12 protein-coding genes are annotated in these 14,661 nt (G+C 62.6%); all 12 read left to right on the forward strand.

Features of this window, described 5'->3' with window-relative positions; translation table 11 throughout:
- The 12 genes from NQE15_RS14975 to NQE15_RS15030 all read left to right on the forward strand — a co-directional run bounded on the left by NQE15_RS14975 (position 1) and on the right by NQE15_RS15030 (position 14,659).
- Positions 1-5,220 (forward strand): glucoamylase family protein, encoded by a 5,220-nt coding sequence (locus tag NQE15_RS14975; RefSeq protein ID WP_265942472.1) that lies wholly within the window; start codon positions 1-3, stop codon positions 5,218-5,220.
- A complete protein-coding gene (locus NQE15_RS14980; protein ID WP_265942473.1) occupies positions 5,133-7,523 on the forward strand; it encodes a GH36-type glycosyl hydrolase domain-containing protein in 2,391 nt (796 codons plus the stop codon). The genes NQE15_RS14975 and NQE15_RS14980 overlap by 88 nt, the downstream gene beginning before the upstream one ends.
- A 317-nt stretch (positions 7,524-7,840) precedes the next feature.
- Entirely contained in the window at positions 7,841-8,791 is a 951-nt protein-coding gene (locus NQE15_RS14985) for an endonuclease/exonuclease/phosphatase family protein (protein WP_265942474.1), read from the forward strand.
- A gap of 524 nt (positions 8,792-9,315) precedes the next feature.
- On the forward strand, positions 9,316-9,855 hold the full coding sequence (locus tag NQE15_RS14990) for a hypothetical protein (RefSeq protein WP_265942475.1): 540 nt from the start codon (positions 9,316-9,318) through the stop codon (positions 9,853-9,855).
- On the forward strand, positions 9,852-10,193 hold the full coding sequence (locus NQE15_RS14995; protein WP_265942476.1) for a M15 family metallopeptidase: 342 nt from the start codon (positions 9,852-9,854) through the stop codon (positions 10,191-10,193). The genes NQE15_RS14990 and NQE15_RS14995 overlap by 4 nt, the downstream gene beginning before the upstream one ends.
- Positions 10,190-10,450 carry a hypothetical protein gene (locus NQE15_RS15000; RefSeq protein WP_265942477.1) on the forward strand — a complete coding sequence of 87 codons (261 nt, stop codon included), beginning with the start codon at positions 10,190-10,192 and terminating at the stop codon, positions 10,448-10,450. The genes NQE15_RS14995 and NQE15_RS15000 overlap by 4 nt, the downstream gene beginning before the upstream one ends.
- 64 nt (positions 10,451-10,514) lie before the next feature.
- Positions 10,515-12,209, forward strand: coding sequence for a replication endonuclease (locus NQE15_RS15005; protein ID WP_265942478.1), 1,695 nt, complete (start codon positions 10,515-10,517; stop codon positions 12,207-12,209).
- Positions 12,210-12,311: 102 nt separating this feature from the next.
- A complete protein-coding gene (locus NQE15_RS15010; protein ID WP_265942479.1) occupies positions 12,312-12,833 on the forward strand; it encodes a hypothetical protein in 522 nt (173 codons plus the stop codon).
- Between the two features lie 4 nt (positions 12,834-12,837).
- Positions 12,838-13,038, forward strand: a complete 201-nt coding sequence (locus NQE15_RS15015; protein WP_265942480.1) for a hypothetical protein — start codon at positions 12,838-12,840, stop codon at positions 13,036-13,038.
- Between the two features lie 3 nt (positions 13,039-13,041).
- Positions 13,042-13,224, forward strand: coding sequence for a hypothetical protein (locus tag NQE15_RS15020; RefSeq protein ID WP_265942481.1), 183 nt, complete (start codon positions 13,042-13,044; stop codon positions 13,222-13,224).
- The gene (locus NQE15_RS15025) at positions 13,224-14,045 is read left to right on the forward strand and encodes a hypothetical protein (protein WP_265942482.1); all 822 of its coding nucleotides are present in this window, start codon (positions 13,224-13,226) and stop codon (positions 14,043-14,045) included. Before NQE15_RS15020 ends, NQE15_RS15025 begins: the two co-directional genes overlap by 1 nt.
- On the forward strand, positions 14,042-14,659 hold the full coding sequence (locus NQE15_RS15030) for a hypothetical protein (protein WP_265942483.1): 618 nt from the start codon (positions 14,042-14,044) through the stop codon (positions 14,657-14,659). The genes NQE15_RS15025 and NQE15_RS15030 overlap by 4 nt, the downstream gene beginning before the upstream one ends.
- Positions 14,660-14,661: the final 2 nt, after the last annotated feature.

A 14,661-nucleotide genomic window follows, 5' to 3' on the forward strand; every position in this document is an offset into this window, starting at 1 on the left:
GTGGTTCGCCTGTCCATCATCCGCCGCTTGCGCCGGGCGGCGGCAAGGCAGCCGCTGCTGATCTATCTCGGGGCGATCGTGCTGGTCACGACGCTGATCGGCGGCGGCCTCCTGGCGCTCGGCATGCCGGCAGGTCTCCCCGTCTGGCTGCTGGTGCCGATCGGCCTGGTCGTGCTGCTGGCCAGCAGCCAACTGGCGCTGGCACTGGTGAACTGGCTCGCCACCTTGCTGGTCGCGGCACATCCGTTGTCGAGAATGGATTTCTCCACCGGAATTCCGGTCTCGGCGCGGACTCTGGTCGTCGTGCCAACCATGCTGACCAGCCCGGCCGGGGTCGAGGATCTGGTCGAGGCGCTGGAGGTCCGTTTCCTGGCCAATCGCGACCCCAGCCTGCATTTCGGGCTGCTCACCGATTTTCGCGATGCGCCGCAGGAAACGCTGGCCGAAGATGCGGATCTGGTCGAACTGGCCAGCCGCCGGATCGATGAGTTGAACGCCAAATACGGCAGCATGGTCGAGCCGGAGCGGGGCGACATCTTCTTCCTCTTCCACCGTCCACGGCTGTGGAATGCGCAGGAAAGCGTCTGGATGGGCTACGAGCGCAAGCGCGGCAAACTGGCCGATCTCAACGCGCTGTTGCGCGGCAACGCCGGCGGCTTTTCGCATCTGGCCGGCAATCCGGCCGACCTGGCCGGCGTCCGCTACGTCATCACGCTGGATACCGACACGCAGTTGCCCCGCGACTCGGCGCATCAGTTCGTCGGCGCCATGGCCCACCCGCTGAACCGGCCGCACTTCGACCCGGTGAAGCGGCGCGTCACCGCGGGCTACGGCATCCTGCAACCGCGGGTCGCGGTCAGCCTGCCCGGCACCAACCGCTCGCTCTACGCCCGCCTCTATGGTGGCGAACCGGGCATCGATCCCTATACGCGCGCCGTTTCCGACGTCTATCAGGACGTCTTCGGCGAAGGTTCCTTCATCGGCAAGGGCATCTACGATGTCGATGCCTTCGAACTGGCGCTGGGTGGGCGTTTCCCCGAGAACCGCATCCTCAGCCACGATCTGCTCGAGGGCTGTTATGTCCGGGCCGGGCTGTTGAGCGATGTCCAGTTGTTCGAGGATTATCCGGCCCGTTACAGCGCCGACGTCAGCCGCCGCTACCGCTGGATCCGTGGCGACTGGCAATTGGCCGGCTGGCTGCGGCGGCGTGTGCCCTGCGCCTGTGCCGGCGAGACTGTGCGCCACCAGCGCAATCCGCTTTCCGCCCTGTCGCAGTGGAAACTGTTCGACAATTTGCGGCGCAGCGTCGTTCCCGCTGCGCTGCTGCTGGTCCTGCTGCTCGGCTGGACGCTCATGCCCTCGGCCGGACTGTGGACTGCCGCCGTCATCGGCATCCTGCTGATTCCTGCCATGTGCGCCGCCGGCCTCGACCTGGTACGCAAGCCGGACGAGGTGCTCTTCCGGCAACACCTGGCGGCCGTCGCCGACTCGGCTCTCCGGCATCTCAAACAGGTCGCGTTCGAACTGGCCTGTCTGCCCTACACGGCATTTTTCAGTCTCGATGCCATCGCCCGCACGCTCTGGCGCATGCTGGTCACCCGCAAACCGATGCTCGAATGGAATCCATCGAGCGAAGTCGATCGCGAACTCGCGAGCCGTGACCGCAGCGGCCTGGCCGCCAGTTTCCGCTGCATGTGGGTCGGCCCGCTCGTGGCCACTGCGGCCGCTTTCTATCTGACCGCAGCGCGCCCGGAAACGCTGGCCGTGGCCGGGGCGGTCCTGCTGCTCTGGCTGGCTTCTCCGGTCATTGCCTGGTGGGTCAGCCGGCCGCTCGTCCGCCGCCAGGCAACGCTGAGCAGCGAACAGCGCTTCTTCCTGCGCCACCTGTCGCGGCGGACCTGGGCCTTCTTCGACAATTTCGTCGGCGCCGAAGACCACTGGCTGCCGCCCGACAATTTCCAGGAATACCGGATTGCCTCGATTGCCCATCGCACCTCGCCGACCAACATGGGGCTGGCGCTGCTGGCCAATCTCTCTGCCTACGACTTCGGCTACCTGACGGCCGGCCGACTGCTCGAGCGGACCGCGCAGACGCTGAGCACCATGGCCGGCCTGGAGCAGCACCGCGGCCACTTCTACAACTGGTATGACACTCAGACCCTGCTGCCGTTGCCGCCGCTCTATGTATCGACAGTAGACAGCGGCAACCTGGCAGGCCATCTGCTGACCTTGCGGGCCGGCCTGTGCGCACTGGCCGACGAGAAGATTCTGCCGCCACGGCTGTATGCCGGCTTGCGCGACACGCTCGGCGTATTGACCGAAACCGCCGAAGCCGGCACCAAGGGTACGCTGGCGGCGTTCGCGAAGCTGCTCGATGCCGCCGCCGCAGCGCCGCCCGCCACCGTCGGTGCCGCCCGCCTGACGCTGCAACATCTGGCCAACAACGCGGCCGATCTGGGTATCGAGATTACCGCCAGCCTTGCCGCCCGCGACCCAACCCTGCCGGCCAGTGAGGCCAGCGACTGGGCGCAGGCGCTGGCCGGGCAAATCGCCGAGGCGCTGGCCGAACTGGACCGTTTTGCCAGCGATCCGGCAACCGATGCCCTGCCCACCCTGCGCCATCTGGCAGGGGAGGGCAACGCCTTTGCCACCGCCCGGCTGCAGGTGATCGAAGACCTCGCCGGCCAGGCCGGCCAACTGGCCGACATGGAATACGGCTTCCTGTTCGACAAGGGGCGCCAGCTGCTGACCATCGGCTACAACGTGGCCGAGCACCGCGCCGACACCAGCTATTACGATCTGCTGGCCTCCGAGGCGCGGCTGTGCAGCTTCGTCGCCATCGCCCAGGGCCAGGTGCCGCAGGAGAGCTGGTTCTCGCTCGGCCGCCTGCTGACTGGCACTGGCGGCGAACCGGCGCTGCTTTCGTGGAGCGGCTCGATGTTCGAGTACCTGATGCCGATGCTGGTCATGCCGAGCTACGACAACACGCTGCTCGACCAGACCTGCAAGGCAGCGGTTGCCCGGCAGATCGAGTACGGCAGTCAGCGCAGTGTGCCCTGGGGGATTTCGGAGTCGGGCTACAACACGGTCGATGGCCATCTGAATTACCAGTACCGTGCGTTCGGTGTGCCGGGCCTCGGGCTCAAGCGCGGCCTGGCCGAGGATTTGGTGGTGGCGCCCTATGCGACGGCGCTGGCGCTGATGGTGGCTCCCGAAGCTGCCTGCCAGAATCTGCAACGCCTGGCCGGGGAGGGTGCGCTCGGCAAGTTCGGCTTTTTCGAAGCCATCGACTACACGCCGGCCCGCCAGCGGCGCGGCCAGGCCAAGGTGGTAGTGCACTCCTATATGGCCCACCATCAGGGGATGAGCCTGCTGGCGCTGGCTTATCTGCTGCTCGATCGCCCGATGCAGCGGCGTTTCTCGTCCGAGCGCCTGTTCCAGGCGGTGATGCTGTTGCTGCAGGAACGGATTCCCAAGGCGACCTCGCTGTTTGCCCATACCGCGCAGCTTTCCGAAGTGCGTGCCACCTCGCTTGCTGCCGAGATGCCAATCCGGGTTTTCGCGACGCCGAATACGCCGATCCCCGAGGTCCAGTTGCTGTCGAACGGGCGCTATCACGTGATGGTGACCAATGCCGGCGGTGGCTACAGCCGCTGGAACGACCTTGCCGTCACCCGCTGGCGCGAGGATGGTACCTGCGACAACCGCGGCACCTTCTGCTACATCCGCGACCTGGCCAGCCAGACCTTCTGGTCGAACGCCCACCAGCCCACGCTCAAGCGCTCGGCCAGCTACGAGGCGATTTTTTCCGAAGGCCGGGCCGAGTTCCGCCGGCACGACGCGGTCGGCAGCGGCGAAGTCAGTTTCGAGACCTATACCGAGATCGTCGTTTCGCCGGAGGACGACATCGAGTTGCGTCGCGTCCGCATCACCAACCGCTCGCGGCAGCGCCGCGACATCGATGTCACCAGCTACGCCGAAGTGGTGATCGCAGCGCCGGCCTCGGACGATCTGCATCCGGCCTTCAGCAGTCTGTTCGTGCAGACCGAGATCCTGCGCGACCGCCGGGCCATCCTCTGTTCGCGGCGACCGCGCTCGCCCGGCGAGCGGCCGCCATGGATGCTGCACTTGATGGCGGTGCATGGCGCGGAAATCGGCGAGGTTTCCTATGAAACCGATCGCCAGCGCTTTGTCGGCCGGACGCGAACCCCGGCCGATCCGCTGGCGCTCAACGAACCCGGCGCGCTGTCCGGTGCCGATGGCTCGGTGCTCGATCCGGTCGTCGCCATCCGCCATCTGCTGACCCTGGGCCCGGAACAGTCGGTGACCATCGACCTGGTATCGGGGGTCGCCGAGAGCCGCGAGATGGCCCTCGGCCTGATCGATAAATACCAGGACCGGCATCTTGCCGACCGCGTCTTCGACCTGACCTGGACACACAGCCAGGTGGTCCTGCGCCAGCTCAACGCGACCGAGGCCGATGCCCAGCTCTATGCCCGGCTGGCCAGTTCGGTGATCCATGCCAATGCCTCGTTGCGCGCCGATGCCAGTGTCCTTGCCCGCAACCGCCGCGGCCAGTCCGGGCTGTGGGGCTACGCCATCTCCGGCGATCTGCCGATCGTCCTGCTGCAGATCGGCGATGCCGCCAATATCGATCTCGTCCGCCAACTGGTCCAGGCCCATGCCTACTGGCGACTGAAAGGCCTGGCCGTCGATCTGGTGATCTGGAACGAGGACCATGCCGGTTACCGGCAGCGCCTGCACGACCAGATCATGGGGCTGATCGCTTCGGGGATCGAGGCCAGCGTCATCGACCGGCCGGGCGGCATCTTCGTCCGCCTCGCCGAGCAGATTTCGGGCGAGGACCGCATCCTGCTCCAGTCGGTGGCCCGCGTCGTGATTACCGACGGCCGTGGCATGCTGGCCGAACAGCTCGAGCAGCGCAATCTGCCCGAAGCCCGGGTGCCGCGCCTCGAGCCGAGCCGGCGCTATAGCCCGGAAGCACCGCCGCCGGCAACCGGGCCGCGTCGCGATCTGCAGTTCTTCAATGGTCTCGGCGGCTTTGCCCGGATGGCCGCGAGTACGTCATTGCGCTGGCGCCCGGACAGACGACGCCGGCGCCGTGGAGCAACGTGCTGGCCAATCCGCAATTCGGCACCGTCGTTTCGGAAAGCGGCATGGCCTATACCTGGAGCGAAAACGCCCACGAGTTCCGGCTGACGCCCTGGCTCAACGATCCGGTCAGCGATGTCGGCGGCGAAGCCATCTACTTGCGCGATGACGACACCGGGCGCTTCTGGTCGCCGACGCCCTTGCCGGCCGGGGACGGTTTGTCCTACCTCATCCGTCATGGCTTCGGTTACAGCGTTTTCGAGACCCGCTGCGCCGGTATCAGCAGCGAGCTCTGGGTATTCGTCGCGGCCGACGCCGCGGTCAAGTTTTCCGTGCTCAAGGTGCGCAATGAATCGGGCCGCTCGCGGACGCTGTCGGCCACGGCTTACACCGAGTGGGTGCTGGGCGATCTGCCGGCCAAGTCGGCCATGCATATCGGCACCGAACTCGCCCCGGCGGGCGGTGCGCTCTATGCGCGCAATCCCTACAGCATGGAATTCGCCGAGCGCGTTGCCTTCTTCGATGTCGATGATCCGGGGCGCACCCTGACTGGCGACCGCGTCGAGTTTCTCGGGCGCAACGGCAGCCTGCACAATCCGGCGGCGATGCAGCGCGCGCATCTTTCCGGCCGCGTCGGCGTCGGGCTCGACCCCTGCGCTGCGCTGCAGGTGGCTTTCGAACTGGCCGACGGCCAGGAACGGGAGATCGTTTTCCGGCTCGGGGTGGGGCGCAATGCCGACGATGTCGGCCAGCTGGTCCAGCGCTTTCGCGGCGGCATGGCGGCTCTCCAGGCACTCGAAGCAGTGCGCCAGCACTGGCGCCGGACGCTCGGCGTGGTGCAGGTGACGACACCCGATCCCGCTGTTAACGTGCTGGCCAACGGCTGGCTGATCTATCAGACCCTGGCCTGTCGCATCTGGGCCCGTAGCGGCTATTACCAGTCCGGCGGCGCCTTTGGCTTCCGCGATCAGCTGCAGGATGTCATGGCGCTGGTACACGCTGAACCGGGACTGGTTCGCGCCCATCTGCTGCTTTGCGCCAGCCGCCAGTTCCTGGAAGGCGATGTCCAGCACTGGTGGCACCCGCCCGCCGGGCGCGGCGTGCGCACCCATTGTTCGGATGATTATCTGTGGTTGCCGCTGGCGGTGTGCCGCTATGTGACGAGCAGTGGCGATCGCGGCGTGCTCGATGAGACGGTGTCGTTTCTCGAAGGGCGCCCGGTCAATCCGGAAGACGACTCCTATTACGATCTGCCGGGCGGCTCGTTCGAGTCGGCCAGCCTGTACGAGCATTGTGTGCGTGCCATCCGCCATGGCTTGACCTCCGGGGCGCATGGCCTGCCGCTGATCGGCTCCGGCGACTGGAATGACGGCATGAACCGGGTCGGTGTGCTGGGCAAGGGCGAAAGTGTCTGGCTCGGCTTCTTCCTCTGTGAAGTCCTGCGCCGTTTCGGCGAGGTGGCGGTGGGGCATGGCGACCCGGCGTTCGCCGAGTTTTGCCGAGGGGAGGGCGCCCGACTCCGCCTGAACCTCGAGGAACACGGCTGGGACGGCGCCTGGTATCGTCGCGCCTACTTCGACGACGGCACGCCGCTCGGTTCGACCAGCAACGCCGAATGCCGGATCGACTCGATTTCTCAAAGCTGGTCGGTGCTTTCCGGCGCCGGCGATGCGCAGCGTTCGCGCATGGCCATGAATGCGCTGGATGAACGCCTGGTACGGCGCAAGGATGGCCTGGTGCAGCTACTCGATCCGCCATTCAGCAAATCGCTGCTCGATCCCGGCTATATCCGCGGCTACGTGCCCGGGGTGCGGGAAAACGGCGGGCAATACACCCACGGCGCGATCTGGGCGGCCATGGCGTTCGCCGAATTGGGCGACAGCGCCCGGGCCTGGGAACTGCTGGCCATGATCAATCCGGTTAACCACGGGCTGACGGCGGACGACGTAGCTCGCTACAAAGTGGAGCCTTACGTCGTCACCGCCGATGTCTACGCCGTGCCGCCGCATGTCGGCCGGGGCGGCTGGAGCTGGTACACCGGATCGGCCGGCTGGATGTACCGCCTGATCGTAGAATCGCTGATCGGCCTGCGGCGCGAAGGCGAGACGCTTCATTTCACGCCGTGCCTGCCAGCAGATTGGCCGAGCATCAGTATCCGATACCGGATTCATGAAACGGACTATCAAATTACCATCGGCCAAACGGGCGCGGACTCGACATCGGAGGTGGGATCAATCACCGACGCCATCGATGGTGTCCTGCATGACGCCAATGCCGTTCAGTTGATTGAGTTCGTTAAATTAGCCTCGTCAGGAAAGACGACAATTAGTCATTCAATTGCGCAGACTTGGCAGTTATCTTTGATTTCCAATGGTTCGTCACGTTTTGCAGTGATTTGCGACTCAAAATAATTGACTCCGTTACGTCCAGACTGATCTTGAATCCGCCAAATAAATGCCCAAGGTTCAATCTGAACCCTGGGCATTTGTTTTATAAAACACTCTAGAATAATTATTTACTGAGATTTTTATACAAATACATGATTCAACTTCTGAATTTAAATTGGACTGGAGGTGGCGCAGAACTGTTGCGGCATCGGCGTGATGAAGCCGAGACTGAATTCGCCATCAGGGCTGACCAGATAATCAGTTGGTCGATAGGCTGCTATCAATGAAGGCAAATCTTTCCAAATAATGCACTATGCTGAGGTAGTAAATGGAGGTGAAACATGCCAGCTTTTCCAAAGCCCAAGTTTTCCTTTGAATACGATCTAAACGCGGAGGTTGGCCGCCTGCGTAAGCACAAGAAAGTGCGCGCAATTCCCAACCGAGAGCAAGGCAAGCTTCTGGTGGGCACATGGAATATTGCAAATCTCGGCGCCCAGCAACGGCGGGATCAAGACCTTTCGATTATCGCCGAGGTTGTCAGCTGGTTTGACATCACCGCGGTGCAGGAATGTCGGGAGAACTTTGGCGATTTGTTCGACATACAAAAAAAGCTTCCAAAGTCCTACCGCATCGTCATGTCTGATGCATCGGGGAATAATGAGCGGATGGCGTTTGTTTACGACAAACGGAAGTTATCCGTACTGGAGGAAATTGGCGAGATTGCTTTCCCGCCTTCCAGCCTCAAGTCGATCAAACTTCCTGGAATTGATGCTCAGTTCAACGGATTTGACCGCACCCCGTATCTGGCTGCATTTGCAGTAGGTGATACGTCCATGATGTTCGTCAATGTCCATTTGTATTTCGGGAACGAGAAACCGGAATCCGTGGCTCGCCGGTCATTGGAGACATTCGCGGTAGCCAAATGGGCGGACCTGAGAAAAAGAAGTCTTTTTTCTTTCACGCGTGAGCTGGTCGCCCTGGGTGACTTCAACATGCCCAAATGCGAGCCTGGTGATCCGATCTACAAAGCCCTTACCAAACTCGGCCTGGAACTCCCTGAGCATTCCACTCAAATAGCCTCGAGCATCAGCAGTAGCGCAAACTACGACCAGATTGCCTTTTTCCCGGAGACGACGCGCAATCACTTCACGGGAAAGAAGGGCGTGTTTGATTTCGATGCGGTGATCTTCCCTGAACTATGGCAGAACGGGACAAATATGAAGGACTTCAAAACCTACCTGCGTTATTTCATATCCGACCACCGACCGATGTGGGTGCAGTTGTCGATCTAAAATCGGGTTGTGCGAGCGTTGAGGGGGATTTGGTAAGGCAGCTTGCCGCGACGCGCTTTTTGGTCGCCGCCTTCGTTCAAATGAGTTCGCATAATTTGTATTCGCCGGGCCGTTATTGGTGGCCTGGCAGGGCAGGTTAGGGGAGGTTTCGACTACTGGCGCGGGCGTGTTTTTGGTGGTGAAGTTGGCGGCCAGGGCGGCGCCGGGATCAAGGCCGAGCAAAGCAGCGGCGGCCAGGGCGGCGGCCGGGGAAAGGTGGCCGCGTGCGGTGGCCTGGCTGAATGCCTGGCGGCTCATGCCGAGCGCGGCGGCGCAGTGGGCGGCGATGGGGTAGCGGCTGGCGAGTCGTTGCAGAAGGGTTTCCATGGTGCGGGCCCTTCCATTAACCGCGCCCGGCGGCGCGTTGTTGTGTCGCCTTCGTGGGATCGTTTTTCGATGCCTACTTATTCCCGTCAACGTGTGGTTGACGGAACCGGATTACATGCCGGAAAAATAAACTTCGCTTGTTCTGAGCGGGGTTAATCATGGAAAGCGTTCAGATGATGGCCGGCGGCCATGTGGGGCACGTTCGCGCTGTTTTTTCGCGGCGTCGGCAGGGTTTCGCGGTGCCAGTCGATTTGCTGCGGGTGCATTTGCGGGGATGCAATCGGCTTTCGGCCGAGCGCCATAACGCGGCGGTGTATGAGCGACTAGCCGGGGATTTTGCCGGCTATCTGGTGACAGAAAGCGATTGCGATTCGATCAGCGATGCCGAAACGTTTGAGGCCATTGACTTAGTTTTGGCCGATGGCAAGGCGACAACGGAAGAAACGGCGCAGCAAAGGGCGCGGGCGGCGTTGGGTATTGATGATTTGCCGGTGTGGCGTGATAGGGAGTCGGGGCGCGTGGTGTGCCTGGGTTCAATAAATTACGTTCGCGGGTTGCGGGATGGGTTCGATTCTTTCGAGCGCGATTGCCTGGACGCGCCGCACCATTTGCCGGCGGGTAGCGTGACGCGCCATGTAGCAAACGGCGAGGCGATGGCATCGGATCGGCGTTTTTTTCGGGATGGGTGGTTCAAATGAGCGCCCTTTCCGATCAACAGAAAAAGTTCTCTCTGATGCTGGCCGCCTTGATTGTTGAGGCCGATCGCCAGGGGTTCGGGGTGACGATGGGCGAGGCTTACCGTTCGCCGGAAGAGGCGCGGCGCCTGGCGTTGGCGGGCCGGGGAATTGTCGAGTCGTTGCATTGCAAGCGCCTGGCCGTGGATTTGTGCATGTGGCGAGGTCAGCGCCTGCTGACGCTGACGGAAGAATATGAACCGCTCGGCGTGTGGTGGGAAAGCCAGGGCGGCGCCTGGGGTGGGCGCTTCAAGCGAGCCGATGGAAATCATTTTTCGCTCGCCTTTGGGGGGTTCCAATGAGCGCGGCGGCGGTGGTCCATCTGGAAGAGGCGCGGCGCATCCTGGGCGGTGAGCGAGATCCGTTGCGGCCGGTGTGGGATCAACAGGCAACCGACAAAGAGCGGCGCCTGTTGCTGGCGATGGCCGGCGCCACGATGGCCGAGGCGCAAGCCTGGTCGGGCCGGGCGTGGTGCGATTTGCGGCCGGAAGTGCGTAGCAATATTGCCGGCGGTTTGCGCCGGTTTAAGGCCTGGGCTGAGCGGGTGACGAGTGGATAATTCGGCGCCTGGGGTGTTGCGGCGGGTTGAGCCTTGGTGCATTCCATACGCTGACGGAACGCGCTTGATTGATGCCCGCTTGCGCGGCGTCGAGGCCAGGCAGCAAGAAGAGGCCCGCAAATGGATGAAAGCCAGGCTCGCCGGGATGCCGGCGATTTGGGCAAAACAGATTGCTGCCGAGCATGGCCGGCGGGGCGGGCTGGATAGCGGGCCGGCGAATGCCTGGCTACTCGATATGACCGGCAAGGCGGCCGGGCGCTTGCCGTTGGCGGCCAATGATTACGACATCCGCGAGGCGGCCGAAGAGGCGGCGCGGGTGGCGGTTCTGTTCGCCAAAGAGGAAATTCACGGCGGCGCCGGAAATGCGGCGGTGCGGGTGGTTCTCGAGGATCATTGCCGATCATGGGGGATTGAGCCGGCCGGGCAAGAAGGCATTCCGGGAATGTTGCGCATGATGGATTCGCGCTGGTATTTGCGCCGGATGCGGAGGGCGCATAACCGGCGGGCCGAGGGCGCGGCGATTGTTGGCGGCGTGGTGCGGCGGGGTCTGTGGCCGTATGCCTCGCAGGATGCGGTGCAGCGGCGCCAGGATCAACGCAAGCGCAACGCGGCGGCCATGGATAGGGCCGAGGCGGTGGCGGCCGATGGCGAGCGCGTGGCGATGGCTGACGTTGTGGCCGGAAGCCTGGCGAACCCGGAAAACAAGCGGGCTGAACTGATGGTCAGAATTCGCGGCTGCGATGGTTACGCATCGTTGCAGGGGTGGGCGTGCGAGTTTTGGACGCTGACCACGCCAAGCCGGTTTCACGCGCAACGGATAACCGGCGCCTGTGCCGAGGCAAACCCGAATTACCGGGGCGCCACGCCACGCGAGGCGCAGCAATGGCTTTGCCGAATTTGGGCGCGGGCGCGGGCGGCCTGGAAGCGGCGCGGCCTGGTCGTGGCCGGCTTGCGAACGGCGGAACCGCATCACGATGGATGCCCGCATTGGCATTTGATTGTCTATGGGGTGGCCGAGGATGTGCGTCTAGCCCGCCAGTTGTTGCGGGTCTATGCAATGCGCGATTGCGGCGGCGAGCCGGGCGCCTGGGGTCATCGGTTTAATTTCAAGATAGCCGAGGAAGGCACGGGCGCGGCGGCCTATGCGGCGGCCTATGTCTCGAAAAACATTGACGGCGGCGGCATGGATGGCGAGCGCGATAGTGAAACCGGGCGCAAGGTTTCGGATGCGGTAAAGCGGGTTGATGCCTGGGCTTCGCATTGGGGCATTCGGCAATTTCAGTTCTTTGGAATGCCGGCCGTTGGGATTTGGCGCTGTTTGCGCCGGGTCGAAATGAACACGATGCCGCCAGGCTCAGATATATATCAAGCGTGGATGGCCGCCGATGATTCGGACTGGTGCAATTTTTGGATACACGCGGCGCGGGGCGGCCTGGCGCTGATTAAGGCCGGAATCGGCCGGCTGACCGAGTATGGCGACGAAGCGGCGGCAACGATTGCCGGGGTTGCCGAGGGCGCCCGGCGCCTGATGCTCAAAGCCCGTGATTGGGTTATTCATTGGGGCGGGATCGGCAAAAAAACGGACGGGGTTGCTTTTGATCTTCCTCGGTCCTGTGTCTCTAACTGTACGCGGGGCGATCTGGAAAAGCGGGCAGACCTAGACCAAGAGGAAAAGAGGCGGCGCGGTTTCGCGCTGGCTGAGCGTGAATTCGCCGGCATGGCGGCGGCAATTTTCGAGGATGCGCGGGCCGTGGCATAGCGGCGATAAATAAAACTTGCAACGTCGATAAATTTTATTTATGGTGCGGCCAGGTTGATAGCGTGTTGCTATCGGCTAACCATTTTCCAAAGGGGAAAAGCTATGCGTAAATCTCTCCGCGCTCTGGCCGCCATCGTTGCCGCTGCCAATCCGGGTGTTCTGTCCTTCCATCTGGCCGCCATTACTGGCGACAAGTCGCTCAAGTTCAACGGCCGCGTGGTCGTCGATGGAACTACCTACGAGGTCGCTGCCGACAATGGCAAGATCAAGAAGTATTCCGATGCTGACGGCTTCACGAAAGACCTTGCCGCCTACTTCGCCACGCCTTCGGGCACCTACGAAATCAGCGTTGAAACCGGCCTGATTCTGGTGTCTCCGCTGCCGGCTGACCTAAAGAAAAACGCCGCTGCCAAGGTTGTTTCCCTGGGTGCCAAGAAAACCGCGCAGCAAGCCATTGTTACCGGCCTGGATGCCGATTTGGCTTTGATGGCCGGTTGGGATGTCGGCAACGCGTTGCAGGTCGCCCGCTTCAACGAGGTGACGGCGCAGAAGGTGTCTGTTGTCGCTGACATCGCCGCAATTGACGCGCTGATCGTCACTTACACCGCCATTGCCAATAGCTAAAGCGGTGGAACCCGATCTGCTATTGCAGGTCGGGCTTTCTGTGTTGGCAGCGGGTGCCGTCTATGGCGGCATTCGCCAGGATTTGAAATACCTGCACGAAAAGACCGACGCGGCGCGAAAGAGCGCCAGGCGGGCGCATAGGCGATTAGATGCGCTGATTACCAAAGGCCGGGCGGGCGAGCGGGCCGGCGATCTAGGGGAGTGAAAAGTGGGAATCACCAAAGACAACAAGGTATTGCAGCGTTTGCGCGAACCTTCAACGATGGCCGGGTTGGGCGCTCTGGCGCTTCTGTTCGGTCTGCCGCCGGATACCATCAACGTTGTTTTGCAGGCGGTGGGGGCGATCCTGGGAGTCCTGGCTGTGGTTTTGCCGGAAAAGGGCGGTAACTGATGTTCGCCACTTACGCATTCAACGGAAATGCGTCCATGGTTCAGGTGGTGGCCGATGTTGTGGCGTTGATCTGTGGCGGTTCGGTGGCTTCGCTGTCGGCTTCGTGCAACAAGGCGCTAACAACGGTGGCCGGTGCGGCAACGCCATATTCCGCGCCATCGGCGCAGAGTTTTGGCGTTGTGCAAGCAACGTGCATGGATGGCGTCAGCAAGAAAATATTCCGCTTGGTGGCAACGTCAAACGTTGCGACGTTGCAGGCTTACGATACTTGGAACGGCGCAACCAATACCGGGACCAATGCGACAACGGCGCGCAATTGCATGTATTTGGATGCGAATCCGGGGACGCTTTGGATTGTGGCAACGGATGAAATTTTGGCCATTGGCATGGCAAATACCTATTGCGGAATAGGGTTTGAAATCAAGCGGGAAGCGCCTTTCATGGTCGGAACGTCGCGGCCGTGTTGGGGCGTGGTGACAAATTCAGCCTATGCGCCGGAAATGCCGAGGGCCAAAAGTATGACGGCGGCCGGCGATCAGGTAATTGTTCCGGTCTATCTGACCAGCCCGCTTAATGGTCTGACGTTCGGATTCCCAAGGGGGGCCGACGATTTGAATTACAACCAAATGCTGCCGTGTTTCGCAATGCTGCAATACGGTGGCTATATCTACGCGGGCGCGATCCGTGGGGCGATGTGCGGGGCAGAGGCAATAGGCGCGGTTGGCGACAATTACACGGATGACATCGGCAGAAATTACCTGCTAATTAAGACCGGGGCGCCAACGCCATCGCATAAAACTATTGCGGTGTTGCGCGGATGACTGAGCGAACGGGGCGCCTTGTCGGTGGCGATCTGTTCATGGTGCCGGGTGGTTTTGTTGATGCCGCCCAAAATTTCGCCGGGCATATCGAGGCGATAGTTCTGGAAATGGTGCCGGGCGGCTATGCGCGAACGTCGCAGAGTTTTTCGGGTGTCGGGGTGGTGCAGGCCGGGGCAGGGGAGGCGCCAGGCGGCGGCGGTAGCGTCGATTTGCCGGCGGCTTGGCAGTCGGTGGAATTGCCGGCCGGCTATATCTGCCCTCTGCTCGGCCAGGTCGCTTTGGCGCGAGGCGAGGCGGTGGCCTATGACGCGGCCAGCAAGCGGCTGACCATCGGCGGCCGGGTGTTGATCGGCACGGCCGGCAAGGTGTTTGCCTTCGCCAGCAAGCCGGCGGCCGATATGTGGGAGTCGATCAATCGGGCGCGGGTGGCGCGGGAATTGGAATTGCTGGCCGGGCTGACGGCGGGCGCGGTGGTCGCCTTCAAGGCCGGCAAGGTGGAAGGGATGCAGGCGAGGGCGGCGAGGATAACCGCCAATGCGGCAAAAACGGCCGATCCGCAAAAGCGGGCGGCGCTTACGGCCGAGGCCGGATTTTATGCAACGAAGTGGAGCTAAAA

Origin of the sequence: Dechloromonas sp. A34, from assembly GCF_026261605.1 — a bacterium.
Lineage (GTDB): Bacteria > Pseudomonadota > Gammaproteobacteria > Burkholderiales > Rhodocyclaceae > Azonexus.

Coding starts and splice junctions, on each gene's coding strand:
- NQE15_RS14985 (WP_265942474.1), top strand. CDS start 7,841: ATGCCAGCTTTTCCAAAGCCCAAGTTTTCCTTTGAATACGATCTAAAC.
- NQE15_RS14990 (WP_265942475.1), top strand. CDS start 9,316: ATGGAAAGCGTTCAGATGATGGCCGGCGGCCATGTGGGGCACGTTCGC.
- NQE15_RS14995 (WP_265942476.1), top strand. CDS start 9,852: ATGAGCGCCCTTTCCGATCAACAGAAAAAGTTCTCTCTGATGCTGGCC.
- NQE15_RS15000 (WP_265942477.1), top strand. CDS start 10,190: ATGAGCGCGGCGGCGGTGGTCCATCTGGAAGAGGCGCGGCGCATCCTG.
- NQE15_RS15010 (WP_265942479.1), top strand. CDS start 12,312: ATGCGTAAATCTCTCCGCGCTCTGGCCGCCATCGTTGCCGCTGCCAAT.
- NQE15_RS15025 (WP_265942482.1), top strand. CDS start 13,224: ATGTTCGCCACTTACGCATTCAACGGAAATGCGTCCATGGTTCAGGTG.
- NQE15_RS15030 (WP_265942483.1), top strand. CDS start 14,042: ATGACTGAGCGAACGGGGCGCCTTGTCGGTGGCGATCTGTTCATGGTG.